At 65.3% G+C, this 26,722-nt stretch carries 31 protein-coding genes; 15 read left to right on the top strand and 16 right to left on the bottom strand.

Translation table 11 applies throughout. From position 1 onward, the window contains the following. The first annotated feature begins 17 nt into the window (after positions 1-17). The 7 genes from ACVIHF_RS28885 (at position 18) to flbD (ending at position 6,652) form a co-directional block, all read left to right on the top strand. Positions 18-878 carry a LysR substrate-binding domain-containing protein gene (locus ACVIHF_RS28885; protein WP_253606923.1) on the top strand — a complete coding sequence of 287 codons (861 nt, stop codon included), beginning with the start codon at positions 18-20 and terminating at the stop codon, positions 876-878. Positions 879-1,053: 175 nt separating this feature from the next. Beyond that, positions 1,054-1,329: a CtrA inhibitor SciP gene (gene sciP / locus ACVIHF_RS28890; protein ID WP_002714638.1), complete on the top strand. Its 276-nt coding sequence runs from the start codon at positions 1,054-1,056 to the stop codon at positions 1,327-1,329. A 173-nt stretch (positions 1,330-1,502) separates the two neighbouring features. Beyond that, the gene (gene fliF, locus ACVIHF_RS28895; RefSeq protein ID WP_253606922.1) at positions 1,503-3,131 is read left to right on the top strand and encodes a flagellar basal-body MS-ring/collar protein FliF; all 1,629 of its coding nucleotides are present in this window, start codon (positions 1,503-1,505) and stop codon (positions 3,129-3,131) included. A 1-nt stretch (position 3,132) separates the two neighbouring features. Next, positions 3,133-4,218: a flagellar motor switch protein FliG gene (fliG, locus tag ACVIHF_RS28900; RefSeq protein ID WP_018273552.1), complete on the top strand. Its 1,086-nt coding sequence runs from the start codon at positions 3,133-3,135 to the stop codon at positions 4,216-4,218. Beyond that, a complete protein-coding gene (locus tag ACVIHF_RS28905) occupies positions 4,218-4,841 on the top strand; it encodes a FliH/SctL family protein (RefSeq protein WP_253606921.1) in 624 nt (207 codons plus the stop codon). Before fliG ends, ACVIHF_RS28905 begins: the two co-directional genes overlap by 1 nt. Positions 4,842-4,861: 20 nt before the next feature. Further along, a complete protein-coding gene (gene fliN / locus ACVIHF_RS28910; RefSeq protein ID WP_028333458.1) occupies positions 4,862-5,212 on the top strand; it encodes a flagellar motor switch protein FliN in 351 nt (116 codons plus the stop codon). Between the two features lie 54 nt (positions 5,213-5,266). After that, on the top strand, positions 5,267-6,652 hold the full coding sequence (gene flbD, locus ACVIHF_RS28915; RefSeq protein WP_225161424.1) for a sigma-54-dependent transcriptional regulator FlbD: 1,386 nt from the start codon (positions 5,267-5,269) through the stop codon (positions 6,650-6,652). Positions 6,653-6,693: 41 nt separating this feature from the next. Here flbD and ACVIHF_RS28920 read toward each other — a convergent pair whose 3' ends face one another. Then, entirely contained in the window at positions 6,694-6,849 is a 156-nt protein-coding gene (locus ACVIHF_RS28920; RefSeq protein ID WP_016844338.1) for a hypothetical protein, read from the bottom strand. Positions 6,850-7,018: 169 nt separating this feature from the next. On the opposite strand from ACVIHF_RS28920, the gene ACVIHF_RS28925 reads away from it, so the two are divergent. Beyond that, a complete protein-coding gene (locus ACVIHF_RS28925) occupies positions 7,019-7,396 on the top strand; it encodes a hypothetical protein (RefSeq protein WP_253606920.1) in 378 nt (125 codons plus the stop codon). A 38-nt stretch (positions 7,397-7,434) separates the two neighbouring features. Here ACVIHF_RS28925 and ACVIHF_RS28930 read toward each other — a convergent pair whose 3' ends face one another. The 7 genes from ACVIHF_RS28930 to ACVIHF_RS28960 all read right to left on the bottom strand — a co-directional run bounded on the left by ACVIHF_RS28930 (position 7,435) and on the right by ACVIHF_RS28960 (position 14,303). Beyond that, positions 7,435-8,013, bottom strand: coding sequence for a flavin reductase family protein (locus ACVIHF_RS28930; protein WP_253606919.1), 579 nt, complete (start codon positions 8,011-8,013; stop codon positions 7,435-7,437). A 7-nt stretch (positions 8,014-8,020) separates the two neighbouring features. Continuing rightward, positions 8,021-8,860, bottom strand: coding sequence for an ATP-binding cassette domain-containing protein (locus tag ACVIHF_RS28935; RefSeq protein WP_253606918.1), 840 nt, complete (start codon positions 8,858-8,860; stop codon positions 8,021-8,023). 8 nt (positions 8,861-8,868) lie between these two features. Next, entirely contained in the window at positions 8,869-9,615 is a 747-nt protein-coding gene (locus tag ACVIHF_RS28940) for an ABC transporter permease subunit (protein ID WP_057017321.1), read from the bottom strand. Between the two features lie 158 nt (positions 9,616-9,773). Further along, positions 9,774-10,955, bottom strand: coding sequence for an FMNH2-dependent alkanesulfonate monooxygenase (ssuD, locus tag ACVIHF_RS28945; RefSeq protein ID WP_253606917.1), 1,182 nt, complete (start codon positions 10,953-10,955; stop codon positions 9,774-9,776). Then, on the bottom strand, positions 10,937-11,890 hold the full coding sequence (locus ACVIHF_RS28950; RefSeq protein WP_253606916.1) for a sulfonate ABC transporter substrate-binding protein: 954 nt from the start codon (positions 11,888-11,890) through the stop codon (positions 10,937-10,939). The genes ssuD and ACVIHF_RS28950 overlap by 19 nt, the downstream gene beginning before the upstream one ends. 40 nt (positions 11,891-11,930) lie before the next feature. Beyond that, entirely contained in the window at positions 11,931-12,881 is a 951-nt protein-coding gene (locus ACVIHF_RS28955) for a sulfonate ABC transporter substrate-binding protein (RefSeq protein WP_253606915.1), read from the bottom strand. A 216-nt stretch (positions 12,882-13,097) separates the two neighbouring features. Further along, complete coding sequence (locus tag ACVIHF_RS28960) at positions 13,098-14,303, bottom strand: LLM class flavin-dependent oxidoreductase (RefSeq protein ID WP_253606914.1); 1,206 nt, start codon at positions 14,301-14,303, stop codon at positions 13,098-13,100. A gap of 218 nt (positions 14,304-14,521) precedes the next feature. Here ACVIHF_RS28960 and ACVIHF_RS28965 point away from each other — a divergent pair, with 218 nt between their 5' ends. From ACVIHF_RS28965 to ACVIHF_RS28990, 6 genes are all read left to right on the top strand, one after another. Continuing rightward, a complete protein-coding gene (locus tag ACVIHF_RS28965) occupies positions 14,522-15,631 on the top strand; it encodes an ATP-dependent DNA helicase (RefSeq protein WP_057017316.1) in 1,110 nt (369 codons plus the stop codon). Positions 15,632-15,896: 265 nt separating this feature from the next. After that, on the top strand, positions 15,897-16,613 hold the full coding sequence (gene msrA, locus ACVIHF_RS28970) for a peptide-methionine (S)-S-oxide reductase MsrA (protein WP_253606913.1): 717 nt from the start codon (positions 15,897-15,899) through the stop codon (positions 16,611-16,613). A gap of 145 nt (positions 16,614-16,758) precedes the next feature. Next, positions 16,759-17,172 (top strand): peptide-methionine (R)-S-oxide reductase MsrB, encoded by a 414-nt coding sequence (gene msrB / locus ACVIHF_RS28975; RefSeq protein WP_253606912.1) that lies wholly within the window; start codon positions 16,759-16,761, stop codon positions 17,170-17,172. 224 nt (positions 17,173-17,396) lie between these two features. After that, positions 17,397-17,774: a hypothetical protein gene (locus ACVIHF_RS28980; RefSeq protein ID WP_253606911.1), complete on the top strand. Its 378-nt coding sequence runs from the start codon at positions 17,397-17,399 to the stop codon at positions 17,772-17,774. Between the two features lie 137 nt (positions 17,775-17,911). Further along, positions 17,912-18,076: a DUF3309 family protein gene (locus ACVIHF_RS28985; protein WP_016844323.1), complete on the top strand. Its 165-nt coding sequence runs from the start codon at positions 17,912-17,914 to the stop codon at positions 18,074-18,076. Positions 18,077-18,300: 224 nt separating this feature from the next. Continuing rightward, positions 18,301-18,591: a hypothetical protein gene (locus tag ACVIHF_RS28990; RefSeq protein WP_016844322.1), complete on the top strand. Its 291-nt coding sequence runs from the start codon at positions 18,301-18,303 to the stop codon at positions 18,589-18,591. Between the two features lie 62 nt (positions 18,592-18,653). Here ACVIHF_RS28990 and ACVIHF_RS28995 read toward each other — a convergent pair whose 3' ends face one another. From ACVIHF_RS28995 to ACVIHF_RS29015, 5 genes are all read right to left on the bottom strand, one after another. Beyond that, the gene (locus ACVIHF_RS28995; RefSeq protein WP_253606910.1) at positions 18,654-19,214 is read right to left on the bottom strand and encodes a DUF4112 domain-containing protein; all 561 of its coding nucleotides are present in this window, start codon (positions 19,212-19,214) and stop codon (positions 18,654-18,656) included. A gap of 93 nt (positions 19,215-19,307) precedes the next feature. Continuing rightward, positions 19,308-19,787: a Crp/Fnr family transcriptional regulator gene (locus ACVIHF_RS29000; RefSeq protein ID WP_253606909.1), complete on the bottom strand. Its 480-nt coding sequence runs from the start codon at positions 19,785-19,787 to the stop codon at positions 19,308-19,310. Positions 19,788-20,053: 266 nt separating this feature from the next. After that, the gene (locus ACVIHF_RS29005; protein ID WP_028343492.1) at positions 20,054-20,488 is read right to left on the bottom strand and encodes a DUF5413 family protein; all 435 of its coding nucleotides are present in this window, start codon (positions 20,486-20,488) and stop codon (positions 20,054-20,056) included. Positions 20,489-20,685: 197 nt separating this feature from the next. Continuing rightward, positions 20,686-22,239 (bottom strand): hypothetical protein, encoded by a 1,554-nt coding sequence (locus tag ACVIHF_RS29010; protein WP_253606908.1) that lies wholly within the window; start codon positions 22,237-22,239, stop codon positions 20,686-20,688. A gap of 35 nt (positions 22,240-22,274) precedes the next feature. Then, positions 22,275-23,567 (bottom strand): adenylosuccinate synthase, encoded by a 1,293-nt coding sequence (locus ACVIHF_RS29015; RefSeq protein ID WP_016842678.1) that lies wholly within the window; start codon positions 23,565-23,567, stop codon positions 22,275-22,277. A gap of 347 nt (positions 23,568-23,914) precedes the next feature. On the opposite strand from ACVIHF_RS29015, the gene ybaK reads away from it, so the two are divergent. Further along, on the top strand, positions 23,915-24,397 hold the full coding sequence (ybaK, locus tag ACVIHF_RS29020; protein ID WP_028333475.1) for a Cys-tRNA(Pro) deacylase: 483 nt from the start codon (positions 23,915-23,917) through the stop codon (positions 24,395-24,397). A gap of 69 nt (positions 24,398-24,466) precedes the next feature. Here ybaK and ACVIHF_RS29025 read toward each other — a convergent pair whose 3' ends face one another. Genes ACVIHF_RS29025 through ACVIHF_RS29035 form a run of 3 tightly spaced genes read right to left on the bottom strand, consistent with a single transcriptional unit; the run spans position 24,467 to position 26,704 of the window. Beyond that, positions 24,467-24,685, bottom strand: coding sequence for a hypothetical protein (locus ACVIHF_RS29025; protein WP_016842680.1), 219 nt, complete (start codon positions 24,683-24,685; stop codon positions 24,467-24,469). Positions 24,686-24,723: 38 nt separating this feature from the next. Beyond that, positions 24,724-26,088, bottom strand: a complete 1,365-nt coding sequence (locus ACVIHF_RS29030; protein WP_253606907.1) for a cytochrome P450 — start codon at positions 26,086-26,088, stop codon at positions 24,724-24,726. Beyond that, on the bottom strand, positions 26,048-26,704 hold the full coding sequence (locus tag ACVIHF_RS29035) for an acyl-homoserine-lactone synthase (RefSeq protein ID WP_253606906.1): 657 nt from the start codon (positions 26,702-26,704) through the stop codon (positions 26,048-26,050). Before ACVIHF_RS29035 ends, ACVIHF_RS29030 begins: the two co-directional genes overlap by 41 nt. Between the last annotated feature and the right edge of the window lie 18 nt (positions 26,705-26,722).

Genomic DNA, 26,722 nt, shown 5'->3' on the forward strand with positions numbered 1-26,722 from the left:
CAGATATGGATTAATCGATGCTCGACCTCGAACTTTTGCGGGCCTTCGTCGCGGTCGCCGATTGCGGCGGCTTCCACCGCGCCGCCGAGCAATTGCATCTGACCCAGTCGACCATCAGCCAGCAGATCAAGCGGCTCGAGCTCGAGACCCGGCGGCCGCTGTTCCGGCGCACGACGCGCAGCGTCGCGCTGACCGACGAAGGCGAGATGCTGCTCGGCGATGCGCGGCGTTTGCTGCAGCTCGAGGAAGCGGCGCGGCAGCGGCTGGTGGCGCCGCGGCTGTCCGGCTCGATCCGTCTCGGCGTGGTCGAGGAAGTCGCCGGCGGCTCATTGCCGTCGGCGCTGGGCCGCTTCGCCGCGCTGCATCGCGGGGTCAAGCTCGAGGTGCAGATCGGTGTCAGCGCCGAACTGATCGAGCAGCTCAATGCGGGCCGGCTCGATCTGGTGTTCGCCAAGCGGCCGCTCGGAACGTCGAAAGGCCGTCTGGTGTGGCGCGAACCGCTGGTGTGGACCGCGGCGGAAACGTTCGATCTCGTTCCCGGCGCGCCGCTGCCGCTGGCGCTGTACCGCGAACGATCGGTGTCGCGCGATGCCGCACTCTCCGCGCTGCGCGACGGCGAGCTCGGCTGGGAGATCGTCTATACCAGCCCGAGCCTGACCGGCGTCCGTGCCGCCGCCGTCGCGGGACTTGCCGTCACCCCGCTGCCGCTCAGCGCGGTCACCACGGGCCTGCGCGTTCTCGGAATTGGCGACGGCCTGCCGCCGCTTCCCGATCTAGAATTCGCCATCTACGAGAAAAGACGGCCGGACAAGGCCTCAGAGGCGCTCGCCGATGCCTTGCTGACGCTGGCGCGCGGTCCCCTGCGCCCCACGATTTGAGCGCGCCGAACCGCGAATTGCGCCGCGCGCCGGTCTGCCCGACGGCGGGCAGACCCGAATGTTCCCGGCCGTTCCAACGAGATTCGTATTGAACGCTTGGGCTTAGGCAAATTTTAAACCGGGAGGCGTAGCTTACCCCTTGCGAGTTCAGTGGTTGAGAGTTTGTGAGTACGCCATGACAGAACCCCATCGCCCGAGGGTGAAATACGTCATCGGGCCTGACGGCAGCCCGTTAACGATTGCGGATTTGCCGGCCCCCGGTACCAAACGGTGGGTCATCCGCCGCAAGGCCGAAGTCGTCGCTGCGGTCCGCGGCGGCCTGCTCTCTCTCGAGGAGGCCTGCAGCCGCTACACATTGACCGTCGATGAATTCCTTTCCTGGCAGTTCTCGATCGACCAGCACGGTCTGGCCGGGCTGCGCACCACCCGCATCCAGCAATATCGGCAGTAATTCGGCGCCGATCCTGTGGCATTTGACGAAAACCGGCCTCGCCTTGCGAAGCCGGTTTTTTTCATGTCCGCGATTTTGCCGCGGTCCTTAACCTTCGTTAACCATATGGAAACCATACCCTAGGCAATATTTGCCCAGTCGGACCCGCGCGGGCCGAATCCTGGGGGCCGTTGGTGCAAAGTCTGGTTGCTTTCCTGAGAGGTCTTGGTGCGGCCCGCCTCGCGGCCATGGTTGCGGTCACCGCGGCCCTGATCGGCTTCTTCGCCTTCGTCATCATGCGCGTCACGACGCCACAGATGACCACCCTCTTCACCGACCTGTCGACCGAGGATTCCTCTGGAATCATCAAGGAGCTGGAACGCCAGGCGATCCCGTTCGAGCTGCGCAATGACGGCGCCGCAATCATGGTGCCGAAGGACAAGGTGACGCGGCTCAGGATGAAGCTCGCCGAGGGCGGCATGCCCAAGGGCGGCGGCGTCGGCTACGAGATCTTCGACAAGTCGGATGCCCTGGGCACCACGAGCTTCGTCCAGAACATCAATCATCTGCGGGCGCTGGAGGGCGAGCTCGCCCGCACCATCCGCGCCATCGACCGCGTCCAGGCCGCGCGCGTCCATCTGGTACTGCCGGAGAAGCCGCTGTTCTCGCGCGAGACGCCGGAGCCCTCCGCTTCGATCGTGCTCAGGGTGCGTGGCGCGCTGGAGCCGCAGCAGATCCGGGCTATCCGCCACGTCGTCGCCTCCGCCGTCAACGGGCTGAAGCCGCAGCGGGTCTCGATCGTCGACGAGGCCGGGCAACTGCTCGCCGACGGCGCCCAGTCCGATGCCGACGCCGCGGTCGGCGACGAGCGCCGCGCCGCCTTCGAGAAGCGGATGCGCAAGCAGGTCGAGGACATCGTCTCCTCGGTGGTCGGCGCCGGCCGCGCCCGCGTCCAGCTCTCCGCCGACTTCGACTACAACAAGATCACCCAGACCTCGGACAAGTTCGACCCCGAAGGACGGGTGCTGCGCTCGACCCAGACCCGCGAGGAAAGTAGCCTCACCGCCGACAATTCCGGCCAGGTCACCGTCGCCAACGAGCTGCCGGGCGGCCAGAACCAGGACAACGCCGCCCGCGCCCGCGACCAGAGCAAGAAGAGCGAAGAGACCAACAATTACGAGATTTCGCGCACCACCAAGACCGAGGTGACCGAGGCCGGCCGCGTCAATCGCATCTCGGTCGCGGTGCTGGTCGACGGCAGCTACTCCAAGAACGAAAAAGGCGAGCTGGTCTATCAGGACCGCACCAAGGAGCAGCTCGACCGCATCGCCGCTTTGGTCCGCTCCGCGATCGGCTTCGACCAGAAGCGCGGCGACCAGGTCGAGGTCGTCAACCTGCGCTTCGCCGAGCCGCCCGCCGCGCAGCCGATCGCCGAGCCGACCGGCGTGCTCGGCATGCTGCAGTTCACCAAGGATGACGTGATGTACGTCATCGAGCTCGGCGTCATGATGATGCTCGGCCTCGTCGTGCTGTTCATGGTGGTCCGCCCGCTGGTCAAGCGCATCGTGGCGGCCGACGTCATTCCGGCGCTGGCCGGCGCGGGCATGCCCGCGTTGGCGGAAGCGCATGCCGAGAGCGCCGCAACGCCAGGTCAGGCGCTGATCCCGAGCGGCAGCGGCGCGGCGCAATTGATCGACGTCGCCCAGATCCAGGGCCAGGTCCACGCCCAGGCCGTGCACCGGGTCGGCGAGCTCGCCGAACGCAATCCGAACGAAACCGTCTCCATCGTCCGTCAATGGCTGAGCGAGCCGGTAGAGAACTGACATGGCCGCCGTACCCCAGACCACCAACGCCAACGACATCGCCACCGTCCTCTCGACGCTGGCGAACCGGCAAAGCGCCCGGCCCAAGGGCAAGCCGTTACCCGGCCCCAAGCGCGCGGCAATCCTGATGCTCGCACTCGGCGAGCAGTATGGCGGCAAGATCTGGTCGATGCTCGACGACGAGGAAGTCCGCGAGCTGTCGGTCCACATGTCGACCCTCGGCACCGTCGAGGCCGACGTGGTCGAGGACTTGATGCTGGAATTCGTCTCGCGGATGTCGGCCTCCGGCGCGCTGATGGGCAATTTCGACGCCACCGAACGGCTGCTGCAGCAATACCTGCCGGCCGAGCGCGTCTCCGGCATCATGGACGAGATCCGCGGCCCGGCCGGCCGCAACATGTGGGAGAAGCTCTCCAACGTGCAGGAAGAGGTGCTCGCCAACTACCTCAAGAACGAATACCCGCAGACCATCGCCGTGGTGCTGTCGAAGCTGAAGCCGGAGCACGCCGCGCGCGTGCTCGCGATCCTGCCCGAGGACATCGCCCTCGACGTGGTCGGCCGCATGCTGCGGATGGAAGCCGTGCAGAAGGAAGTCATCGAGCGCGTCGAGCAGACGCTGCGCACCGAGTTCATGTCGAACCTGTCGCAGACCCGCCGCCGCGACGCCCATGAGGTGATGGCCGAGATCTTCAACAATTTCGACCGCCAGACCGAGACCCGCTTCATCACCTCGCTGGAAGAGGAAAACCGCGAATCCGCCGAGCGCATCAAGGCGCTGATGTTCACCTTCGACGATTTGATCAAGCTCGATACCGCCTCGGCCCAGACGCTGATGCGCAACATCGACAAGGACAAGCTCGGCGTCGCGCTGAAGAGCGCCAACGAGGAGGTGCGCAGCTTCTTCCTCGGCAACATGTCCTCGCGCGCCGGCAAGATGCTGATGGACGACATGGCCGCGATGGGCCCGGTGCGGCTGCGCGACGTCGACGAGGCCCAGGCCCTTCTGGTCAACCTCGCCAAGGATCTCGCCGCCCGCGGCGAGATCACGCTGACCAAGAACCGCGCCGACGACGAGCTGGTGTATTGATGGCCGCGCCCGCAAAATTCCTGTTCGACACGGATTTCTCGGCGCCGGACCGCGCACGCGAACGCGCGCCGACGCCGGCCGAGGTCGCGCAGAAGGTCGCCGACGCCGAGGCGCGGGCCTATCGCGCCGGCTACGAGGCCGCGCTGCGCGAGGCCAAGGTCGAGAGCGACCGCCGGGCCGCGCAGGCGTTGGAGGAGATCGGCACCGCGATCAAGGGCATCGCGGCGCGCTTCGCCGGCATCGAGACGCGGATGGAGACCGAGGCGGTGGACGTCGCGGTGGCGGTCGCCCGCAAGCTTTGTTCCGAGCTGATCGCGCGCGAGCCGCTCGGCGAGATCACCGCGCTGGTCTCCGACTGCTTCTCGCATCTGGTGGCGACGCCGCATCTCGTGGTCCGCATCAACGACGCGCTCTACGAGGCGGCGCATGACAATATCGAGCGGATGGCGGCGCATTCCGGCTTTCAGGGCCGGCTGGTGATCCTGGCCGAGCCGACGATTGCGACCGGCGACTGCCGGATCGAATGGGCCGATGGCGGCGTCGTGCTGGAACGCGCCGCGATCGAAGGCAAGATCAACGAACTCGTCGGGCGCTATCTGGCGTCCCGCGGCGAGGCCGGCTGAAGGCGATTGAGGGCTGAACCATGACCGACACCGACACCCAAGTCCCGCTTCCCGATCTCAATTCCGCCGACGCGCCCACCATCGACGACATCGGCTACAACGAGGACGAACATGCCGCGCGCATCGCGGCCGATCTGGAGGCCGTGTTCGACGTGCCGGTGCAGGTCTCGGCGGTGCTCGGCCGCTCCAAGATGGACGTCGGCGACCTCTTGAAACTCGGACCGGGCACCGTGCTCGAACTCGACCGCCGCGTCGGCGAGGCGATCGACATCTACGTCAACAACCGCCTGGTGGCGCGTGGCGAAGTGGTGCTGGTGGAAGACAAGCTCGGCGTGACCATGACCGAAATCATCAAGGCAGAACGCTCTTAATAACTCAGGCGGTCACGCGCGGGACCTGCGCGACCAGACGAACAGGAGATCATCATGCGGCTTCTCATCGTTGGCACCCTGAAGGGCCAACTCACGACCGCGACCAAGATCGCGATGGACAACGGCGCCTCCGTGACCCACGCCGAGGCCGCCGAACAGGCGATGAACGTGCTGCGCGGCGGCAAGGGCGCCGACCTCCTGCTGGTCGATGTCGGTCTCGACATCCGCGACCTCGTGATGCGGCTCGACGCCGAGCACATCCACGTGCCGATCGTCGCCTGCGGCATCTCCAACGACGCCCGCGCCGCGGTCGCCGCGATCCATGCCGGCGCCAAGGAATACATCCCGCTGCCGCCGGACCCCGAGTTGATCGCAGCGGTGCTGGCCGCGGTCGCCAATGACGCGCGCGATTTGATCTACCGCGACGAGGCGATGGGCCGGGTGATCAAGCTGGCGCAGCAGATCGCGGGCTCGGACGCCTCCGTCATGATCACCGGCGAGTCCGGCACCGGCAAGGAAGTGCTGGCGCGCTACGTCCATTCCCGCTCGGCCCGCGCCAAGCGGCCGTTCATCTCGATCAACTGCGCCGCGATCCCCGAGCACCTCTTGGAATCCGAGCTGTTCGGCCATGAGAAGGGTGCCTTCACCGGCGCGGTCGCGCGCCGCATCGGCAAGTTCGAGGAAGCGACCGGCGGCACGCTGTTGCTCGACGAAATCTCCGAGATGGACGTGCGGCTGCAGTCCAAGCTGCTGCGCGCGATCCAGGAGCGCGTGATCGACCGCGTCGGCGGCACCAAGCCGGTCCCGGTCGACATCCGCATCATCGCGACCTCGAACCGCAACCTCTCGGAGGCGGTGCGCGAAGGCACCTTCCGCGAGGACCTGCTGTTCCGCCTCAACGTCGTCAACCTGAAGATTCCGCCGCTGCGCGACCGCCCGGCCGACATCCTCGAGCTGGCGCAGCATTTCGCCAGGAAATATGCCGAGGCCAACGGCATGCCGGTCCGTCCGATCTCGACTGATGCCCGCCGCATCCTGACCGCGAACCGCTGGCAGGGCAACGTCCGCGAGCTCGAGAACACCATCCATCGCGCGGTCCTGATGGCGCAGGGCGACGAGATCGGCGCTGAGGCGATCCTGACCCCCGACGGCGACCGCCTCGACCTCGCCAAGACCGCGCCCGCGGTCGCGCACGCCACGCTGGCCGCCGAGCAGGTCACCCGCGCGCTGGTGGGCCGCACGGTCGCCGATGTCGAGCGCGACCTGATCCTGGAGACGCTGAAGCACTGCCTCGGCAATCGCACCCATGCCGCCAACATCCTCGGCATCTCGATCCGCACGCTGCGCAACAAGCTGAACGAATATGCCGACGGCGGCATTCCGATCACCCCGGCCGGCAATGGCGCGCCCGACTATCAGCGCATGGCGAACGCCGGCTGAGCACGGGAAGCGACGGATTAAGTCCCGCCGTTTGCCTCGCCTCACGAATAACTGGGCGCGTCGGGCTTGCGGAAGATCCGGATCGGATCGCCGGGCGTGATGTCGCGACCGGTGAACGTCACATAGGCATAGAGCGCGAGATAGGCGACGGCGATCGCACCGACGAGATAGAACAGCCAGGTTCCCACGCGTTTCATCCAACGGTCACCTCTCCGAAACATCCGCGCCATTTAATGCGCCGATTGGGAAAGCGCCACAGCCAACATGCCGCGCCGGCCTCGGCGCCGTTCATCCCTTGAATCTTGCGGCAGGTTGCCTTATTCAATCTCCTATTGCGTTTACATTCTTAGACAACTGGAGAGTGATATGGCCCTTTATGCGCAGACCAGCGGCACCCTGTCCACGACCTCCGCGACTTTAACGCCGATGCAAGGCCTCAGCCTGACGATTCCGGAGGGCGTCGGCACCACCGCGATCATCACCCTTAACGTTCCGAATCCCTACGCCACGGGCAACGATATTCCGGGCGGCGTGTTCGGAGTCACCGTCAATGGCACGGTCTCGCCGGTCGTCGCAAGCTTCACCTATAACGAGACCCCGTCGAGCTTTGGCCGTATCCCGACCACGCTCGTCGTTGGCATTCCGCTGGCCAATGCAGCTCAGACCATCCAGGCTGTATGGGCTGGCGTCCGCGGCAGCAATGTGATCATCGACAGCCCGGCATCGCTGAGCGCAGTTTTCTAAAGTCCGATCCGGATAAGCACCGCGCGCTAACGCGGCCCTCACACATGAACATGACGCGACGGCAGGCTGACCTCAGCCAGCCGCGCGGCGTCTTCCTCATGGTCGATCGCGACATACTCGCCGTGCCAATATGCCAGCGCGGCGGTGCGCTCTGACGCGATCACGTCGAGCACGCGGCCGATGACGATCACGTGCGAATGCCGTTCGATGGTCTCCTCGACCTCGCAATCAACCGCGGTCAACGCGCCGACCAGCAGCGGGACGCCTGACGCGCGCGTCGTCCACTCGGCGCCGGTGAAGCGGTCCGCGCCCTTCAGGCCGCCCTTGCCGGTGAAGCGCTCGGCGATGTCGCGCTGATCCGCGGCCAGGATGTTGACGCCGAACACGCCATGGCGCGCGATCAGCGGCCATGACGAGGCCGCGCGGTTGATGCTGACGATCAAGGACGGCGGCTCGACCGACAGCGACGACACCGAGGTCACCGTCATTCCCGAGATATCCTTGGCCCGGCCGGCCGTGATCACGCTGACGCCGCCGGTGAGGTGACGCATCGCGCCGCGGAATTCGGCGGCCGCAACCGCTGATACGATCGAAACATTGCGGACGATGGAATTCATGGCGACCTCACAGACTGTCTTCGCTGCCTTCGAGCAGATGCTTCAGGATCTCGCCCTCCAGCGCGGCGAGTTCGGCTGACCCGCGCCGGCGCGGCCGCGGCAGGTCGATCGTGACATCCTCGGCGATGCGGCCGTCCTCGATGACCAGCACGCGGTCGGCGAGCGCGACCGCCTCGGCGACGTCATGCGTCACCAGGATCGCGGTGAAGCCCTGGTCGCGCCAGACCCGCTCCAGCAGTTGCTGCATCGAGATCCGCGTCAGCGCATCGAGTGCGCCGAGCGGTTCGTCCAATGCCAGCACGCGCGGCTGGCTGACCAGCGCCCGCGCCAGCGCCACGCGCTGCTTCTGCCCGCCCGACAGCACCGACGGCCACTGGGTGCGCTTGTCGCCGAGTCCGACCTCGACCAGCGCGCGCTCGGCGCGCGCCTGTGCATCAGCAGACGAGCGCTCGCGCCCCAGCCCGACCTCGACATTGGACAGCACCCGCGCCCAGGGCAGCAGCCGCGGCTCCTGGAACATGACGCGCACGTCCTGCGCCCGCGGCGGTTCGCCGAAGGCGATGGTTCCCGCCGTCGGCGCGTCGAGGCCGGCGATCAGACGCAGCAGCGTGCTCTTGCCGCAGCCGCTGCGGCCGACGATCGCGACGAACTGGCCGGCCGGGATGTGCAGGTCGATGCCGCGCAGCACCTCGGTGTCGCCGAACGCCTTGCGCAGGCCGCGGATGGTCAGCGACAGGCCGCGGGCCGCGCCTTCCGGCACGCGCCGCAACTGCCTCGCCTTCACGACGATCTCGGTGCGGTCGACCGGCTCGGCTTCCGCGGTTTCGAAACGAAGCGCTTCTTGCATTCTGATTCTCACTTCTTCTGGAAGGCGGGATGCCACGACAGGGTCAGCCGCTCCAGCGCCCGCGAGGCGCTGTCGGCGAGCTTGCCGAGCAAGGCGTAGATCAGGATCGAGAGCACGACGACGTCGATCAGCATGAACTCGCGCGCCTGCATCGCCATGTAGCCGAGGCCCGACGAGGCCGCGATGGTCTCGGCGACGATCAAGGTCAGCCACATGATGCCGAGCGCGAAGCGCAGGCCGACGAAGATCGAGGGCAGCGCGCCGGGGAAGATCACCCGGCGGAACAGCTCGCCGTCGGTCATACCGTAGATGCGGCCCATCTCGATCAGCTGCGGGTCGACGGTGCGAATGCCGTGCAGCGTGTTGAGATAGATCGGGAAGAACACGCCGAGCGCAACCAGGAACAGCTTGGCCGACTCGTCGATGCCGAACCACAGGATGACGAGCGGGATCAGCGCCAAATGCGGAATGTTGCGCACCATCTGCAAGGTGGTGTCGGTGAGCTTTGCCGACAGCTGCGACAGGCCGTTGGCGAGGCCGAAGGCAAAGCCGATGCCGCCGCCGATCAAGAAGCCGATCGAGGCGCGCCAGAAGCTGACCCAGATGTTGCGGACCAGTTCGCCGGACAGCAGCAACTTCCATCCCGCCACCGCGACGTCAGTCGGCGCCGGCAACACCCGCGAGGGCACGTAGCCGGTGACGCAAGCAAGCTGCCACACCAGCACGATCGCCAGCGGCACGATCCAGGGGATCAAGCCGTCGACCTTCGGGAGTTTCGGCGCGCTGGAGCTGTTTCCGTTCCGATGGGATCGGAACGGAGCTCCAGATTTTTGTTTTGACGCGTTTTCTTCACGCGAACCGGCATCCACTTCGCTCGAAAACGCTTTGCGGCGCGGGAGACTGTCGATGAGACTCATGATTGCGATGCCTGCTTCTGCGGACGATAGTCGTTGCCGATGGTCTCACCGAACGGCCCGGTGTTGACGCGGATCGGCGTCACGTTGCCGCCCTGCGCCAGCGACAGCAGTGGGAACACCAATTCGGCGAAGCGATAGGCTTCCTCGAGATGCGGGTAGCCCGACATGATGAAGGTATCGACGCCGATCTCCTGATACTCCTTGATCCGCGCGGCGACGGTCTCGGGATCGCCGACCAGCGCGGTGCCGGCCCCGCCGCGCACCAGGCCGACGCCGGCCCACAGGTTCGGGCTGATCTCGAGCTTGTCGCGGCGGCCGCCATGCAGCTGCGCCATGCGCTGCTGGCCGACCGAATCCATCCGCGCAAAGATCTTTTGCGCGGCGGCCACCGTGTCGTCGGTGACGTACTGAATCAGCTCGTCGGCGGCGCGCCACGCTTCCGCGTTGGTCTCGCGCACGATCACATGCAGGCGGATGCCGAACGAGAGCTTGCGGCCGCGCTGCGCCGCCACCGCCTTCACCTTGGCGATCTTCTCGGCGACCTGCGCCGGCGGCTCGCCCCAGGTGAGATATTTGTCGACGGTGTCGACCGCGACGTCGATGCCGGCATCCGAGGAGCCGCCGAAATACAGCGGCGGCCGCGGCGACTGCACCGGATTGAACAGCAGGCGGCCGTCCTCGATCCTTATGTGCTCGCCTTCGACATTGACGGTCTTGCCCGCCAGCAGATCGCTGTAGACGTTGAGGAACTCGCGGGTCACCGCGTAGCGCTCGTCGTGACCTAAGAAGATGCCGTCGCCCTTGTTCTCGATCGGATCGCCGCCGGTGACGACGTTGATCAGAAGGCGGCCGTTCGACAGCCGGTCCAGCGTCGCGGTCATCCGTGCGGCGACGCTCGGCGACTGCAGGCCGGGCCTCACCGCCACGAGATAGCGCAGGCGTTCGGTCCAGGGCGCGACGGCAGAGGCCACCACCCAGGAATCCTCGCAGCTCCGCCCGGTCGGCAACAGCACGCCGTAATAGCCGAGCTGATCCGCGGCCTGCGCGATCTGGCGCAGATAATTGAAGTTCACCTCGCGGCCGCCGATTGACGTGCCGAGATAGCGGCTGTCGCCGTGGGTCGGCAGGAACCAGAGGATGTTGGCGTTGGTTGGGGTGCTCACGTGCCCGGCCTCCATGCGACGTCGGAAATCTTGATTTGTTTCGGGATCAGGCCGAGCGCGAAGAACGTGTCGGCGACCTGCTGCTGGTCCGCGACCACCGCATCGGTGACCGGCTTGATGCCGTAGGCCTGCCGCTTCAGCGCGACCTCGACCACCGGCACCGACAGGCCGATGCTCGGCGCCAGCTGCTCGGCAACGGCGTGGATATCGCCCTTGGCCCAGTCGTCGACCTCGCTCAGCTGCGCCAGCACGAGCTCGACGATCTTCGGATCGGCCTGCAGGAATTTCTTCGAGGCGAAGTAGAACTGATAGTTCGCGACGATGCCGGTGCCGTCGGCGACCGTGCGGGCGCCGGTCGCAGCCTCCGCCGCGGCCTGGAACGGATCCCAGATCACCCAGGCATCGACCGCGCCGCGCTCGAACGCCGCGCGTGCATCGGCCGGCGCCAGGAACACCGGCTCGATCTCGGAATATTTGACGCCGGCCTTCTCCAGCGCCTTCACCAAGAGATAGTGGACGTTGGAGCCCTTGTTCAGCGCGACCTTCTTGCCCTTCAGGTCAGTGACCGACTTGATCGCGCTGTCCTTCGGCACCAGGATCGCCTCGCCCTTCGGCGCCGGCGGCTCGTAGGCGACATACTGGATCGGCGCGCCGGCGGCCTGCGCGAAGATCGGCGGCGCCTCGCCGGTGTTGCCGAAATCGATCGCGCCGACATTGAGCGCCTCGAGCAGCGGCGGCCCGGACGGAAACTCGGTCCACACCACCTTGGTGCCGACCGCCTTCAGCTTTTCCTCGAGCGAGCCCTTGCTCTTGAGCAGCACCAGCTTGCCGTATTTCTGGTAACCGATGCGGACCACTTTCTCCTGGCCGTAGGAGGCACTGACGGTTGCGGCGACGATGCTGAGCGACAGCACCGCGCGGGCGATCCAGCGTCGAAATAAACGCGTCATGGGACTATCCTCTGCATTGAAATGACCAAACGCGCGCCGATCAGGTCTGGGGATTGCGCCAGACGATGTCGCGGATCGCGATCTGCTTCGGGATCAGGCCGAGCTTGAAGAAGCGGTCGGCGACGCCCTGCTGGGTCGCGATGATGTCGTCGGTCACGGGTCCGACCGAGAAGCCCGCCCGCTTCGCCGCGATGGTCTGGATATCGAGCGGCACGCCGGTGACGGCGGCCAGCGATTTGGCGACCTCGTCGGGATGCGCCTGCGCCCATGCCGCGCTCGACGTCGTGACATCGACGATCTGCTGCAGGACCGCGCCGCGATTGCGGGCGAAGTCGCGGTTGGCGATGTAGAACGAGTTGGTCTTGGTGATGTCGCGCGTCTTGACCAGAATGCGGCCGTTCTGCCTGGTCTCGGCGATCGCGAAATACGGATCCCAGATCGCCCAGGCATCGATGCCGCCATTGGCGAAGGCCGGACCGGCGTCCGGCGGCGTCAGATAGACCGGCGTGATGTCGTCATAGGTGAGCCCGGCCTTCTCCAGCGTCTGGATCACGACATTGTGCGCGCTCGATCCCTTGGTGAAGCCGACGCGCTTGCCCTTGAGATCGGCGATTGACGCGATCGCCGAATTCTGCGGCACCAGGATGCCGGACCCGTTGATGATGGGCTGCGCCGCGGCATAGACGATGGCCGCGCCCGCGGCCTGCGCGAAGATCGGCGGGGAATCGCCGACCGCGCCGTAATCGACGCTGCCGACATTCATCGCTTCCATCATCGGCGGGCCCGAGGAGAACTCGACCCATTTCACGCCGATGCCCTGCGGCTTGAAATGATTTTCCAAGGCCTCGCGCTGGCGCGTGATAACGAGCACGCCGTTCTTCTGGTAGCCGATACGAATTTCCTTCGCGTCCGCCTGCGCCTTCGCACCGCGTGACAGCGCAGCGGCGGCGGCCGTGACGAGCGACAGCTGGAGGAACTCACGACGCTTCATTCCAAACTCTCCTGACGATCAAGCGCGCTATCGCGCTGCACGATCATGCGATGTCAGGATGATGGGGCGCGCGAATGAAGCTGTCGAGCACCGCACAAAAATAGCGATGCCAGCACTTCGGTGCTGGCATCGCGCGTGCCGTTTCTTTTAAGGCGCGGATCGCGTGTAGCGAATTATTTTCTTCACGCGATCGCGAGGCGGCTGCGCATTAATTGATCAGCCCGCAGCTGCTGCCTTCGAGCCGACATTGACCGCGAGTTTACCATAGCGGTCCGTGAACGCCTGGGTGTCGATCTCCTCGAGCTTAATCGAGCCATCGAGCACGCCCTTCTTCCAGGCATCGTGCTCGGGATCGTGCTGGAACTCCGGCATCACTTCTTTCGCGAACAGCTCGAGCGAATCGCAGATGTGCTCATGGGTGTTCTTGCCGGCCTGGTTGAGCAGGATCACCTGATCGATATGCGAGGCGCGGAAGCGCCGCAGCTTCTTGCGCAAGGTCTCGGGCGAGCCGATCAGGCCGCCGCGCAGCGCGGCCTCCTGCGCCTCCGGATTGTCCCGCTTCCACTTGTTGTACTCGTCCCACATGTTGACGGTGCCGGGCGCCGGGCGTTGCCGGTTCTGTGCCTGGCCGTAATAGCGCAGCGCGAACTGGAAGAAGGTTGCGCCGTCGGCGCGCCGGCGGGCTTCCTCGTCGGTCTTCGCGCACATGAAGAACGAGACCAGCGCCATGTTCGGATTGATCTTGTAGTCGGCGAGCTTCTTCAGCCGCTTGGTGATCGCGTTGTAATAGGCGTGCACCCAGGCATGCGCCGCCTCGGCGCTGACGAACTGAAAGCCGAGCGCGCCAAATCCGTTCTGCCCGGCGCGTTCGATGGTCGGCAATTGCGAGCATGCCATCCAGAGCGGCGGATGCGGCTTCTGCACCGGCTTCGGCACGACATTGCGCAGCGGGATATCGAAATATTGTCCGTGATGCTCGGTGCCGACCTTGCTGAACATCGGAAAGATCGCCTGCACGGCTTCCTCGAACACCTCGCGCTTGGTCTCCATGTCGCGGCCGAACGGCGTCAGCTCGGTGATCGAAGCGCTCTCGCCCATGCCGAACTCGCAGCGGCCGTTGCTCAGGAGATCGAGCACCGCGACCCGCTCGGCGACGCGGGCGGGATGATTGGTGGTGAGCTGGAAGATGCCGTGGCCGAGCCGGATGTGTTTGGTGCGCTGGCTCGCGGCGGCAAGGAAGGATTCCGGCGCCGGCGAGTGCGAATATTCCTCGAGGAAGTGGTGCTCCACGACCCAGGCGTAGTCGTAAGCGAGCCGGTCGGCGGTTTCCAATTGCGTCAGCGCGTTCTGGTAGAGCCTGAGCTCGTCGCCGTCGTTCCAGGGGCGCGGCAGTTGCAGCTCGTAAAAGATGCCGAATTTCATGGAGTCACTCCCAAGGTCGCTTGCTCGACCACTTATCGTGGTCTCGACCGCTTGTTGTTTTGGGGCAGTCTAGTGGCGCTCCGGATCAAGTCTAGCCTCGGGGGCGAAACCCCAATTCCGCGCAGCGGGAGACGGCTTGATCGGAACGCATGAATGTTTAGCTTGTGCTGGCCTGAGTCGCGGCGCTATCGGTCGCGCGCTCACTCTTCCGAAAGCCCATGACCACGTTCACGCCGCATCAGGACACTGCGCTGAAAGCCGTCGCCGACTGGCTGAAGGCCAAGCCCGGCCAGAATGGCACGCCGCCGGTGTTCCGCCTGTTCGGCTATGCCGGAACCGGCAAGACCACGCTCGCCCGCCACATCGCCGAAGGTGTCGACGGCGAGGTGAAGTTCGCGGCCTTCACCGGCAAGGCGGCGCTCGTGATGCGCAACAAAGGGTGTGACAGCGCCTCGACGATCCATTCGCTGATCTACCGCGCCCGCGAGTCCGGCGTCGAGCAGCCGAGCTTCGAGCTCTGGGACGATGCCCCGGCATCAAAGGCGAAGCTGATCGTGATCGACGAGTGCTCGATGGTCGATGCCGAGCTCGGCCGCGATTTGATGTCGTTCGACTGCCCGCTGCTGGTGCTCGGCGATCCCGCGCAATTGCCGCCGATCCAGGGCGGCGGCTTCTTCACCGATGCCGAGCCCGACGCGATGCTGACCGAGGTGCACCGCCAGGCGCAGGACGATCCGATCGTGCGGATGTCGATGGATATCCGCGAGGGTCGCGAGCTCGAGATCGGCCGCCATGGCGAGAGCGAGGTGGTGTCACGCAAGGAGCTCGATCCGGACCGCGTGATGAGCGCCGACCAGGTGCTGGTCGGCCGCAACAACACCCGCCGCGCCTACAACATGCGGGTGCGGCAGCGGCAGAACATCGAGGATCCGCTGCCGGTCGCCGGCGACAAGCTGGTCTGCCTGCGCAACAACCGCAAGAAGGGCCTGTTCAACGGCGGCCTGTGGCGGGTCAAGGCGCGCGCGCAGTCGAAATCCAGGATCATCACCATGCGCGTGATGCCGGACGAGGATTTCGGCTACAAGGTCACCAAGGTCTCGGTGCGCGGCGAGTGCTTCGACGGCGGCGTCGAGGGCGTGCCGTGGGAGCAGCGCAAGCCCTATGACGAGTTCGACTACGGCTATGTGCTGACCGTGCACAAGTCGCAGGGCTCGCAATGGGACGACGTCGTGCTGTTCGACGAGAGCTTTGCCTTCCAGGACTCGCGCGCGCGGTGGCTGTACACGGGGATCACGCGGGCGGCGAAGCGGCTCAGCGTGGTGGTGTGACGCCGTCATTCCGGGATGGTGCGTAAGCACCAGACCCGGAATCTCGAGATTCTCGGTGCGCAATTGCGCACCTGAGGGTTCGATGCTTTCGCATCGCCCCGGAATGACGCTCGCAAACGCGCATTTCCCTCACGAAACCGTGTGGCCGGCGCCGTAACAAAACGCCTCCTCGCCCGTATTTTGAAGCGTCGGAGCCACCCGGCCTGATTGGCCAATGCCGGCTCCCGCTCTAGACTGGCCCCACTTGCGATCCCACGAGGAACCCATGCCCAAAAGCTCCCTCAGCCGCCTCTCGCTGTGCGCCGCCGCGATCGGCGCGCTGGCCGTCACAGCTTTTGCCGTTGCGCCCTCGCTTGCCGCCGAGGACGCCGTGATCATCCCGGCGCCGGCCGCGAGCGCGCCGGAATCCGGCATCAAGACCGCAGTGCTGGCCGGCGGCTGCTTCTGGGGTGTGCAGGGCGTATTCCAGCACACCGCCGGCATCGTCAGCGCGGTGTCCGGCTACTCCGGCGGCAGCAAGGCAAGCGCCGATTACGAGAAGGTCTCGACCGGCACCACCGGCCATGCGGAATCGGTCGAGATCAAGTACGACCCGCAGAAGATCTCCTACGGCAAGATCCTGCAGATCTTCTTTTCCGTCGTGCACGACCCGACCCAGCTGAACCGGCAGGGCCCCGATTCCGGCACGCAATATCGCTCGGCGATCTTCACCACCAGCGACGAGCAGAAGAAGGTCGCGGACGCCTATATCGTCCAGCTCAACGCGGCCAAGGTCTACAAGAAGCCGATCGTCACCAAGGTCGGCGCGCTGGAGGCGTTCTATCCGGCGGAGGGCTACCACCAGGACTATCTGACGCTGCACCCGAACCAGCCCTATATTGCCTATAACGACATCCCGAAGGTCGAGAACCTGAAGAAGATCTTCGCGGAGAACTATATCGAGAAGCCGACGCTGGTGGGCAGCACCAAGGTCACCAACTGAGGCGACGCTTCCCGTCATTGCGAGCGAAGCGAAGCAATCCATGCCGCGGCAAGCGGAAAGATGGATTGCTTCGTCGCTTCAGCGCAAAATTGCCTTGCAATTTTGTCGCGAGCTCCTCGCAATGACAACCAACAAGGGAGTTTCCATGTCCGATACCAAGACCGACGGCAAGATCCGCAAGAGCGAAGCCGAGTGGCGCAAGGAATTGACGCCGATGCAGTACGCCGTGCTGCGCGAGAAAGCGACCGAGCGGCCCTTCACCGGCGAATACGAGCATGATCCCCGCAAGGGCACCTATGTCTGTGCCGGCTGCGGGCAGACGCTGTTCGAATCCGACCAGAAGTTCGATTCCGGCTGCGGCTGGCCGAGCTTCTCCAAGCCCGCGGTCGAGAGCCATGTCGACGAGGAGCGCGACATGAGCCACGGCATGATCCGCACCGAGGTGCTGTGCTCGAAATGCGACGGCCATCTCGGCCACGTCTTCAACGACGGCCCCGGCCCGACCGGCCTGCGCTACTGCATCAACTCGGCGGCGCTGAAGCTCGACGAGAAGAAGTAACGGCTGCGATTTTTGTCATGCGCGGGCTTGACCCGCGCATCCATCAAGGAGAGAGCCTTTCTCTGCGATGGATTGCCGGGTCAAGCCCGGCAATGACGACAGTGGGTTGGGCAAATATCCTGGCCTCACGTCGAACAATTTCTCCGCCCCGCGCGACCAAGAACCGGTCGCGCGGGGTTTTGTTTTGGCCGTGGTGACCTGCGCGTCAAACGAAGGAAATTTTGATGTCACGGATTCCAGGAAAGCTTTTGTTCGGTCTCGGTCTTGCCGGCCTCATCGTCGGGAGCGCGGTGAGCGGGCCTGCGTTGGCTGCCGACAAGATCTCGCTGTTCAAGGTCATCACCAGCAAGGACGAGATCGTCATCGGCCTGACCGATGCCGACCTCGCAGAGGTCGAAGGCCAGAATGCCGGCGGCATCGCCAAGATGCTGGTTGCGAAGGGCACGATGAGCGTCTGGCAATACGCCGTGCACAAGTCCCCCTCCGGCGATCTCGAACAGGCGCCGGTGCACAAGGTCGGACTGATCGCCAACGACTCGCTGCGGGTCGAGCCCTATCCGACCCCGCTGAAGGTGCTGCCGATCGACGAAGGCAGGAAATAGCCACCAGGGCCACCGGCAACATCCTCGTGATCGGCTGACGGCCTTAACGACTCGCAGGCCGGAATGTGCTTTGCTCGGTGTTCGCGGGGCCGTAGGCGTCTCGCCGTGCGGCTGCCGCCTGTTCTGAGGAGGGCGCCATGTCGCTTGGACTGATCCTCATCATCCTTCTGCTGATTATCCTGCTGGGTGGCTATAGCGGCCGAATTCGCGGCTATGGCTATGGCCTCGGCCACTCCGGAATGGGCCTTTTCGGGGTGATTTTGATCGTGGTCGCGATCCTGGCCTGGCTCGACAAGATTTGAGCACCATAAACCATTGAAATAAAAGAATTTATCTGGCCGGCCCCCGTGCTATGCGCGGATTCAGCATGTGCCCTGTCAGGGGCTCTTCTGGGGTCGCATTTTTGTCAAAGAGGCCTATATTAGGGGTCGAAATGACATGTACGGCGCGCCGCCGATAATAGGCCGCCGTCCCCCAAAATCCCTTTCGCAACGCCAACTGAAAAGAACACAAGAGGTCGTCGACCATGCGTCCCCTGCGTCCGTTCAACTATAACACATCCGCCGAACTGTTCCCCGCCGCGATCCGCAAGAAGAAGCGGGCGGGTTTCGCCTACCGCCGTTTCGGCACCGCTGCCGAGGCCGTGCAGTTCGCGATGGAGCAGCTGCCGGCGGACTCGCTGAACGGCGCCTATCTCCAGGTCGAGGAAGCCCGTTTCGACCAGAACGGCATCCGCTCGCTCTATGAGAGCGAGGCTTTTCCGCTGCCGCGTCGTCCGCGCCCGGCCGCCAGCCAGACCGACGCTGACGCCGCATAAGCTTTCTGCTCTTCGCTCAACGAAAAGCCCTCGGATCGATCCGGGGGCTTTTGTTTTGAGAGTTAAAATCGCGGCTGCTTGTCGAGCCAGCGCCGCAGCATCCGCACATTGCGGATATTGGCGCGGAACATGACGTCGAAGGCATCGCCCGCCACCGGCACCATGCCGATCACGCCGTCGACGGCGACGTTGGCGAGCATCCGCGCGGTGATGTGCCAGGGCGCGCCCAGCAGACGCGCCTCGCGCACCAGCCATAGCGAGATCGCGGTGGTGATGATATCGCCGACCACCGGGATCAGGCCGATCAGCCCGTCGATGCCGTAGCGCACATTGGTGCCCGGAACGATGAAGGCGACGTCGAGTAGTTTTGCGATCATCTCCAGCCGCTGCAGCCGCTGCTCGCGGGTCAGATTGCCGAACGGGTTGGCGGAGGAGTTGCGGAAGTCGAACTGGAAGCCTTCCTGAAAGGCTCCCTGAAAACCTTGGAACTGCGGATGCAGCAGGCCATCGGCGAGCTCGCGCCCGTCCTGGTCGATGACCTTGCCGCGCGCCTGCGCGCCGCCAAAGGGCGGCCGCGATCGCGCGGCGTGGGGCGTGAAGATGTCGTCCTCGGGCATGGCCATCACATGGTAACGCAGGCAGGCGGTTCAAGTTGCGTCACATTACCACTGTGTCACCTTCAAGGCCTATTACCTCGAGGCTCTGCCGCGCTCGCTTCAGTAGACGCCCTTGTTCATGGTTCTGAGCCGCTGCGCCAGCGTCCGCATGACCTTCAGGGCAAAATGCGGCGTCTGGCTCACGAGGAAGAGAAACTGCTTTTCCGAAACCGGGACGAGCTCGACATCCGTGAGCGCCGTGGCGGTCGCGCTCCTTGGCTCATTGTCGATCAACGCCATCTCGCCAAAGATCGTGTCGGGCGCCAGATCCGCCATCGTCTTGTTGCCGACCTGAATGCGCACATAGCCGCTCTTGATCACGAAGAGCTCGTTGGCCTGCTCGCCCTCGCGAAAGATAATGCCGCCGGCTCGGACCAGGCGCGTTTCGATACTGTTGCCCGTCAGAAGGCTGAAGCTTGCATCTGCCACTCGAAATTCCTTTCCCCGAATCCGGACGCAGATCCCGTACGTCCCGGTCGTCTGCAGCGACGGCTGAAATAAATGCGCGAACACAGAATAGAGCAGGCCCGGGATCGGCATCGCCACTGCCCCGGGCGGCCGCGGGTCACGAGGACGAACGCGGACATGACATTGGGACTACGTTTGCATGACGATGATGTGACAGTTGTGTGAAGGTAGCCGGACCTCCGGCGTCTCGCGCGCTGATACGATTACTGCAAGGGGCGATCTATTCCGCGCCGGGCGTTGAGCGCGGCCCTTGTCCGATCGCGACGTGCTCATTTCGCGGTTGGGTCAGAAGTCGCCGAACGCGACTTCTGCTTTTCCCTTGGTACTGAGCACCTGCCCTAATGCTGGGAAGCCGGCTGCGCCGGCGCGTGCAGCTCTTCGGCATATTTGTGCGCCAGCCAGGACGTGATCACGCCCGGGATGAAGCCGACCATTCCGTACAGGATGAACTGCACCGCGCCGCTTTCGGAGCCGTGCGAGGCGTAGGTCAGCGCCGCGCCGACGAACGCCACCGCACCAACGAGCAGCATCCGCACCACCGGCGCGATCCGCCTCACATGCATCAGGATGTCGTCGATCGCACCGAACATCAGCGACGGCACGATGCCGAACAGATAATTGTATTGCAGCGACTTCACGAACACGACGAGCAGCTTGGTCACCTCGCCGCCGCTGGTCTCGGTCCAGTAGCCGGACTGATAGGTGGTCATGAGCAGCAGCAGGAAGCCGCCGATGAACGGCCCGATGGCTGCGAAGATCAGATAGCGTTTCATGGCGTGCCCTTGCCCGACGTCAACCAAGTGTAACGCGGTCGCGCGACGGTTCTAGGGAAAAATCGAAAGTCGCGGCGATGTTCCGGAGCTCTGCACGTCGATGCGCTGCAACAGCCGCTGATCTTGCTGCGATACGGAATCGCCCGGACGAAGCCGGGCGACGACATTGCTGGCGACCGGGGCGAGAGCTAAGGCCGCTACTCACCCCACGCCGCGAACGCCTCGTTGAAGGCTCGCTCGCCGGGGGCGCCCTTTTCGATCGCGATGATGGCGCGGCGCTGGTTGGTGTAGACCAGCGGCACGTCGAACCAGGAGCGCTCCTTCAGGAGCTGCAGGTTGCGCGAGCGGTCGGCGTCGACATTGGAGAGGCCGACCAGGAAGAAGCCGTCGGTGACCTTGACCGCGAGCCCGGCCAGCGGCGTGCCGCGTGCCTGCTCGTTCGACTTCATCAGGATGCCCGGCACGTTGCCGACGCCGCCATTGGCGAAGTCCTGCGGCAGGATGAAGGTCAATTCCGCGGTATGGCTCGCCGGCAGCGATGAATCGGTGTTGCGGCGGAACGACATCGTCATCTTGAACTTGCGATCGGGAATGTCGATGTCGGCGCGCACGGCGATGTCGGGCTTCTGGTTGCCCGATCCCTTGACCTGCTCGGTGCGCCAGACCACCGAACCGACATACTGCTTGCCCTTCGGATCCGACGGGTCCTCGTCATACAGCACCACGCGCTGCGCCACCGGGGCGACCGTCTCGCCCGACGACGAGGGCTGGCCGACGCGGTCGGTGATCTTCTTGCTCGCAGGCGTCGACGCGGCATCCTTCGGCGCCTCGACCGGGGCCGAGGATTTGAGCAGGCTGCTGACGAGGGTCATGGCCTGCTGCCGGAACAGGATGCCGGTGCCGACCAGGATCAGCAGGATGCCGATCACGATCGCGGTCTTGAACGGGAACATCGAGCCGACGCGCGGCGGCTTCTTCGGCTCGCGCTCGCCGTTGCCGGCCCGCGACCGCTGCGGCGGCGGACCTTGCGGCGGCTGCGGGGTGTAGCGCTCGGCCTCCTCGATCGACTCGTCGTAGGAATACGGCGCCTCGGGATCGCCGCCGCGATTCTCAAGGCTCGGCTCGAGCCGATCGAATTCCGGCGAGGGCGACGGCACGTTGGCGTAGGTCTTGCGCGCGTTGCGGCTGGCTTGCGCCGCGGCACGGCCGAGATCGTCGGCATCGGCGGTGATGTCGCGGAAGCCGCGCACGCCCGGCGCGGCCGGCGGCACCGGCGGCGGCGCACCTTCCGGACCGCGGCGGGGCGGGCCCGGCCGGGCCGGCGGCGCCTGGGTCTCGGGCGGGACCGGCGGGTTCTGCGGCCGCGGCGGGGCCGGCAGCGGTGTGTCGGGGCGCAGATTGCGCGGCGGACGGGGGTCGGCCGGGGGCCGCGGGCGCGCGGCAGTGTCGGCGGGACTGGCCTCGGGCGGCCGGGCATTGGCGCGGCTGCCGCGGACAGCGGCGGCAGCACCGCCGGGGCGCGAGGCCTCGCGGGCGCGCTGCGCGGCCTCGGACTCGACCTTGCGAACCGCCTCTTCCAGCGACAGCCGTTCGCGGGTGATCTCGGACTCGGAGAGCGGCGGCTGCACGCCGCGGAGCTGCTGGATCAACGCCGTTCGCGCCCGCGCATACAGCGCACGGCGGGCTTCGCCGGGGGCGTTGGGGTCCAATCCGGCGATGGCACGGGCGATCAGCGGGTAGTAGTCAGCCATTTCCACACAATTGGAGGGATATAGGTAATATCCCGTTAAGCCTCGAACGGATTCTGTACCAGAATAGTATCTTCACGCTCCGGGCTGGTGGACAGCAGGGCGATCGGACACCCCACCAGTTCCTCGACCCGGCGAACGTACTTGATGGCCTGGGCCGGCAGGTCCGCCCAGGACCGCGCATTGGCGGTCGGCTGTTTCCAGCCCTCGATGATCTCATAGATCGGCTCGACCCGGGCCTGCGCGCCCTCGCCCGCCGGCAGATGGTCGATCTCCTTGCCGTCGAGCTTGTAGCCGATGCAGACCTTGATGCTGTCGAACCCGTCCAGAATATCGAGCTTGGTCAGCGCCAGCCCGGCAATTCCGCAGGTGCGGACAGTCTGTCGCACCAGCATGGCATCGAACCAGCCGACCCGGCGCTTGCGCCCGGTATTGACGCCGAATTCCTTGCCGCGACGGCCGATTTCCTCGCCGATCTCGTCGTTCAGCTCGGTCGGGAACGGACCCTGGCCGACCCGGGTGGTGTAGGCCTTGCAGATGCCCAGCACATAGCCGACCGCGCCCGGGCCGAGGCCGGTGCCGGTCGCGGCCTGCGCCGCCACTGTGTTGGACGACGTCACATAGGGATAGGTGCCGTGGTCGACGTCGAGCAGCGCGCCCTGCGCGCCCTCGAACAGGATGCGCTTGCCCTCGCGGCGCTTGAGGTCCAGCAGCCGCCACACCGTCTCGGCATAGGGCAATAGCTTCGGCGCCATCGCTGACAGCTCGCTCAGGATGCTCTTGCCGTCGATCTCCGCGAGGTTGAGGCCGCGGCGCAGCGCATTGTGATGCGCCAGCAGGCGTTCGATCTTGTGCGGCAGGGTGTCGAGGTCGGCGAGGTCCATCAGGCGGATGGCGCGGCGGCCGACCTTGTCCTCATAGGCCGGGCCGATGCCGCGGCGGGTCGTGCCGATCGAGGTGATGGCGTTGGACGATTCGCGCAAGGCGTCGAGCTCGCGATGCAGCGGCAGGATCAGCGTGACGTTCTCGGCGATCCGCAGATTGTCCGGTCCGACCGCCACGCCCTGCCCCTTCAGCTTGGCGACTTCGTCGAGGAAGGCCTGCGGATCGAACACCACGCCATTGCCGATCACCGCGAGCTTGTTCGGGCGCAGCACGCCGGAGGGCAGCAGCGCCAGCTTGTAGGTCTCGCCATTGATCACGAGCGTATGGCCGGCATTGTGGCCGCCCTGGAAGCGCACGACGATGTCGGCCTGTTCCGACAGCCAGTCGACGATCTTGCCCTTCCCTTCGTCACCCCATTGGGCGCCGACGACGACAACATTGGCCATTGCGAAGATGTTCCCTTCAGGTGTTTCAGACCATGATCGCGGCGAAAACGCGTCCGCCCACAGCGACCTGCATTGATATGCCCAGCCTAAATCGCGGCGCCCGGCCGCGCGCACGCAAGGCGCCTACCGGATAAAGGAAGCGGCTCGGCTGCGCAAGCAAGAAGGGGCTCGTTTACGCCTTTTAGACGACCTACAACCCTTTGATATCCCCATTAAATTCCATGCTGCGCCCGGCCGCACCGGGCTGGCGGGAATTTAATGTTACGGCAACGTGACGCCGGACCTGCTGTGGATTGATCGCAGCTCCTATTACGGCGATCATTCACCTAGATTAACCGGCAGGGTCCATGCCCAATTCCACCCAAGCGACGATGGCGCTGCGCAAGCTCGGCATTGCCTTCAAGCTTCACACCTATGTCTACGATTCCAGCGCCGAGAGCATCGGGCTGCAGGCGGCCGAGGCGCTCGGCGTCGACCCGAATCGCATGCTCAAGACGCTGATGGCGGAGGTCGACGGCAAGCCGGTCTGCGCCGTGGTGCCGTCCGACTGCGAGGTCAGCATGAAGAAGCTTGCCGCCGCCCTCGGCGGCAAGTCGGCCAGGATGATGCGCCCGGCCGATGCCGAGCGGCTGACCGGCTATCATGTCGGCGGCATCAGCCCGTTCGGCCAGAAGAAGAAGGTGCCGACCGCGATCGACGAGACCGCCCTCACCCACGTCACGGTCTTCGTCAATGGCGGCCAGCGCGGCCTGCAGATCGAGATCGATCCGAACGACGCCGCGCTTGCCGCCGGCGCCACGATGAAGGCGCTGGTGGCGACGCAGGACTGATCCTACGCAAGGCTGAGCCTGCGCGAGACCGATCCTGCGCGAGACTGATCCGAAGACCGGCCGCCGCGATCAATGCGAGGATTTGTCCCTCATGAACTCCGCGCCGACGAAGTCGGACAGACCGGATAATTCCTCGGCCGTAATATCGTTGACGTTGAGCCGCAGCTGCATGATCGCGAGGTCGAGCAGATGCGCGGCGAAGCTTGCGCCGGCCGCCCTCACGATGCTGCGCTGCTCGATCAAGACAGCGATGACGTCGCGCAAACTGCGCACTTGCACTTGATCCATGGCCCTTTGCCCGGCGCCGGCCGTTGTTAGCTGAGTTGTCATTGGGATACCGATTGTAGTGTGCTGATGGACGCCGCACCCACGGTTGGGATGTACGGCAGATGCCCGGCTTCGTCGCCGAGATGCGGGATGCGCGGGCGCATCTCGCGGATTTCGATGTCGATGGTCATCGGCGGGGGAATCAGCGTCACCGAGGCTTTCGGCCATGGCGCCGGATTCGGGCTGACGCCGGTGAAGCGATAGGCCGCGGCGATCTCGAGCGCGAGCAGTTGCAGCTCGAGCATCGCAACCCCCATCCCGGCGCAGGCGCGCGGACCGGCGCCGAACGGGATGTAGGCGTCGGTGTTGTAGCGCCGCGTCAGCAGGAAGCGGTCCGGATCCTCGAAATGCCGGGGATCGCGCTGCAGCTGCCAGGGGCAGATCAACAGCGAGGTGCCGACCTTGAGATCGCGCCCGCCGATCGTCACCGGCTGCATCACCTCGCGCGAGAACCACCAGGCGCTGGGGTAGAGCCGGCAGACCTCCTTGACCAACGTCGCGCTCAGATTGGCGCGCTTCACCGCCTCGAGCCGCAGCTCGCCGTCGTCGCCGAGGCACTCCGCCGCCTCGTCGGCAATCTCGTCCATCAGGGCGGGATTGGTGGCCATCTGGTAGAACATCCACGCCGCAGTCGAACCTGTGGTGTGATGGCCGGCCAGCAGCAATGTCAGGATCTCGTCCTCGAGATCGCGATCGGTCAGGCCGAGCGCCTCGAGATCGCGCAGCGCACTGCTCGAGCCGGCCTTGCGGCGCAGACGTTGCACCACCGTCGACATCGCAAGCTTGGCACAGACCCGGTTCTTGCGCCGCCGATACCAGGCCACCGGACCGAACGGCAACGCGCGGAACATCTCTTCCGCAAGATCGTCCTCGATCGCGCCCACCGCCTGAACCAGGGCTTCCTCGTCGCCGGACGACATCACCTGGGAGCCGAAGATCGCGACGCAGATCGTCCGCAGCGCCAGCATCGCGGTGATATGGTGCGGATCGAACGATCCGAGCCGCGCCAGGCTGGCGCCGACCGCGCGGATCTCGGCGCACATATGCGGCAGGAATTTCTCGACGCTGCCCTTGGCCATGTGCTTCTGCAGCACCGCTCGCCGCCGCTTGTGCTCCTCGCCGCTCAGCATCAGCGAGCTGCGGCCGAGCACCGGCGTCAGCTTCTTGATCAGCTTGCCCTTTCCGATGTCGGTCTCCGGCGCCTTGAGGATCGGGCGCAGCAGATCCGGATCGTTCACCAGGAACACCGGCGCGGGACCGAGCTGCAACGGCACCAGCCCCAGCGCGGACTCGTTGCCGCGCGTCAGCAGCAGACGCAGCGGATCACGCTGGAATGCTCGAACGTCCGAGAACATGTGAAGCATCGTGGATCTCCAATTGCCGTCCAAGGTCGAGGAATTTGGTCAGGCCGGGATTGGCGGCGAGACCGAGCGGAATTTCTCCGGCGAGCGCCGTCAGCGGGCGGCCCGTGCGATCATTGCCGATCACCTGCGGCGGGCCGTAGCGGCGGGTGCGGATGTCCATCCGGGTGAGAAAACGCTCATAGGAGAGGTCGGCCAGCGCGACGAGCGCCTTCGCTCCGCGCAGCTCGGCGAAGCGGAACATCAGCGCATAGTTCACGCGTGCGGCCTGCGACCTCGCGACGTTCGGCAGCACGCCGAAACGGCTGATCTCCCAGGCGTCGCGGCTGCTCGGAAAGCGACGCAGCGCAAGCTGCGAGAAGACCGACTTGGTGAGATAGGGATAATCGGTGCGGATGGCCCGGAAGCCGCCGACGAGCTCGACGCCGGAGAACAACAGGCAGTGCTCGGTATACCAGCAGTCGAACTGATCGCGTTCGATATCCCCGACCGTGGTCAGAAGCCAGCCGCAATGGTCGACGAACAGGCGCTTGCGCAGCCGCAACATCGCCCCGACATGCGCCGGATCAAGCTCTTCCCTGGTAATGAGGGCGTGGTAGCCGTCCAATGAATGAAGCATTTGTCCCTTCCTCCAAAT

This window comes from Bradyrhizobium sp. USDA 4506 (assembly GCF_054058795.1).

Excerpts from the sequence above, each read along its gene's own strand:
- ACVIHF_RS28920 (WP_016844338.1), bottom strand. The coding sequence starts at position 6,849 with ATGAAACGCGTGGGAACCTGGCTGTTCTATCTCGTCGGTGCGATCGCC.
- ACVIHF_RS28995 (WP_253606910.1), bottom strand. The coding sequence starts at position 19,214 with ATGGCCATGCCCGAGGACGACATCTTCACGCCCCACGCCGCGCGATCG.
- ybaK (WP_028333475.1), top strand. The coding sequence starts at position 23,915 with ATGCCCAATTCCACCCAAGCGACGATGGCGCTGCGCAAGCTCGGCATT.
- ACVIHF_RS28935 (WP_253606918.1), bottom strand. The coding sequence starts at position 8,860 with ATGCAAGAAGCGCTTCGTTTCGAAACCGCGGAAGCCGAGCCGGTCGAC.
- ACVIHF_RS28905 (WP_253606921.1), top strand. The coding sequence starts at position 4,218 with ATGGCCGCGCCCGCAAAATTCCTGTTCGACACGGATTTCTCGGCGCCG.
- ACVIHF_RS29015 (WP_016842678.1), bottom strand. The coding sequence starts at position 23,567 with ATGGCCAATGTTGTCGTCGTCGGCGCCCAATGGGGTGACGAAGGGAAG.
- ACVIHF_RS28985 (WP_016844323.1), top strand. The coding sequence starts at position 17,912 with ATGTCGCTTGGACTGATCCTCATCATCCTTCTGCTGATTATCCTGCTG.
- ACVIHF_RS28950 (WP_253606916.1), bottom strand. The coding sequence starts at position 11,890 with ATGACGCGTTTATTTCGACGCTGGATCGCCCGCGCGGTGCTGTCGCTC.
- ACVIHF_RS29025 (WP_016842680.1), bottom strand. The coding sequence starts at position 24,685 with ATGGATCAAGTGCAAGTGCGCAGTTTGCGCGACGTCATCGCTGTCTTG.
- ACVIHF_RS28925 (WP_253606920.1), top strand. The coding sequence starts at position 7,019 with ATGGCCCTTTATGCGCAGACCAGCGGCACCCTGTCCACGACCTCCGCG.
- fliN (WP_028333458.1), top strand. The coding sequence starts at position 4,862 with ATGACCGACACCGACACCCAAGTCCCGCTTCCCGATCTCAATTCCGCC.
- fliG (WP_018273552.1), top strand. The coding sequence starts at position 3,133 with ATGGCCGCCGTACCCCAGACCACCAACGCCAACGACATCGCCACCGTC.
- flbD (WP_225161424.1), top strand. The coding sequence starts at position 5,267 with ATGCGGCTTCTCATCGTTGGCACCCTGAAGGGCCAACTCACGACCGCG.
- ACVIHF_RS29000 (WP_253606909.1), bottom strand. The coding sequence starts at position 19,787 with ATGCCGATCCCGGGCCTGCTCTATTCTGTGTTCGCGCATTTATTTCAG.
- ACVIHF_RS29035 (WP_253606906.1), bottom strand. The coding sequence starts at position 26,704 with ATGCTTCATTCATTGGACGGCTACCACGCCCTCATTACCAGGGAAGAG.
- ACVIHF_RS29010 (WP_253606908.1), bottom strand. The coding sequence starts at position 22,239 with ATGGCTGACTACTACCCGCTGATCGCCCGTGCCATCGCCGGATTGGAC.
- ACVIHF_RS28885 (WP_253606923.1), top strand. The coding sequence starts at position 18 with ATGCTCGACCTCGAACTTTTGCGGGCCTTCGTCGCGGTCGCCGATTGC.
- ACVIHF_RS29030 (WP_253606907.1), bottom strand. The coding sequence starts at position 26,088 with ATGCTTCACATGTTCTCGGACGTTCGAGCATTCCAGCGTGATCCGCTG.
- msrA (WP_253606913.1), top strand. The coding sequence starts at position 15,897 with ATGCCCAAAAGCTCCCTCAGCCGCCTCTCGCTGTGCGCCGCCGCGATC.
- ACVIHF_RS28965 (WP_057017316.1), top strand. The coding sequence starts at position 14,522 with ATGACCACGTTCACGCCGCATCAGGACACTGCGCTGAAAGCCGTCGCC.
- ACVIHF_RS28930 (WP_253606919.1), bottom strand. The coding sequence starts at position 8,013 with ATGAATTCCATCGTCCGCAATGTTTCGATCGTATCAGCGGTTGCGGCC.
- ACVIHF_RS28960 (WP_253606914.1), bottom strand. The coding sequence starts at position 14,303 with ATGAAATTCGGCATCTTTTACGAGCTGCAACTGCCGCGCCCCTGGAAC.
- ssuD (WP_253606917.1), bottom strand. The coding sequence starts at position 10,955 with ATGGAGGCCGGGCACGTGAGCACCCCAACCAACGCCAACATCCTCTGG.
- ACVIHF_RS28990 (WP_016844322.1), top strand. The coding sequence starts at position 18,301 with ATGCGTCCCCTGCGTCCGTTCAACTATAACACATCCGCCGAACTGTTC.
- ACVIHF_RS28955 (WP_253606915.1), bottom strand. The coding sequence starts at position 12,881 with ATGAAGCGTCGTGAGTTCCTCCAGCTGTCGCTCGTCACGGCCGCCGCC.
- sciP (WP_002714638.1), top strand. The coding sequence starts at position 1,054 with ATGACAGAACCCCATCGCCCGAGGGTGAAATACGTCATCGGGCCTGAC.
- ACVIHF_RS29005 (WP_028343492.1), bottom strand. The coding sequence starts at position 20,488 with ATGAAACGCTATCTGATCTTCGCAGCCATCGGGCCGTTCATCGGCGGC.
- ACVIHF_RS28980 (WP_253606911.1), top strand. The coding sequence starts at position 17,397 with ATGTCACGGATTCCAGGAAAGCTTTTGTTCGGTCTCGGTCTTGCCGGC.
- msrB (WP_253606912.1), top strand. The coding sequence starts at position 16,759 with ATGTCCGATACCAAGACCGACGGCAAGATCCGCAAGAGCGAAGCCGAG.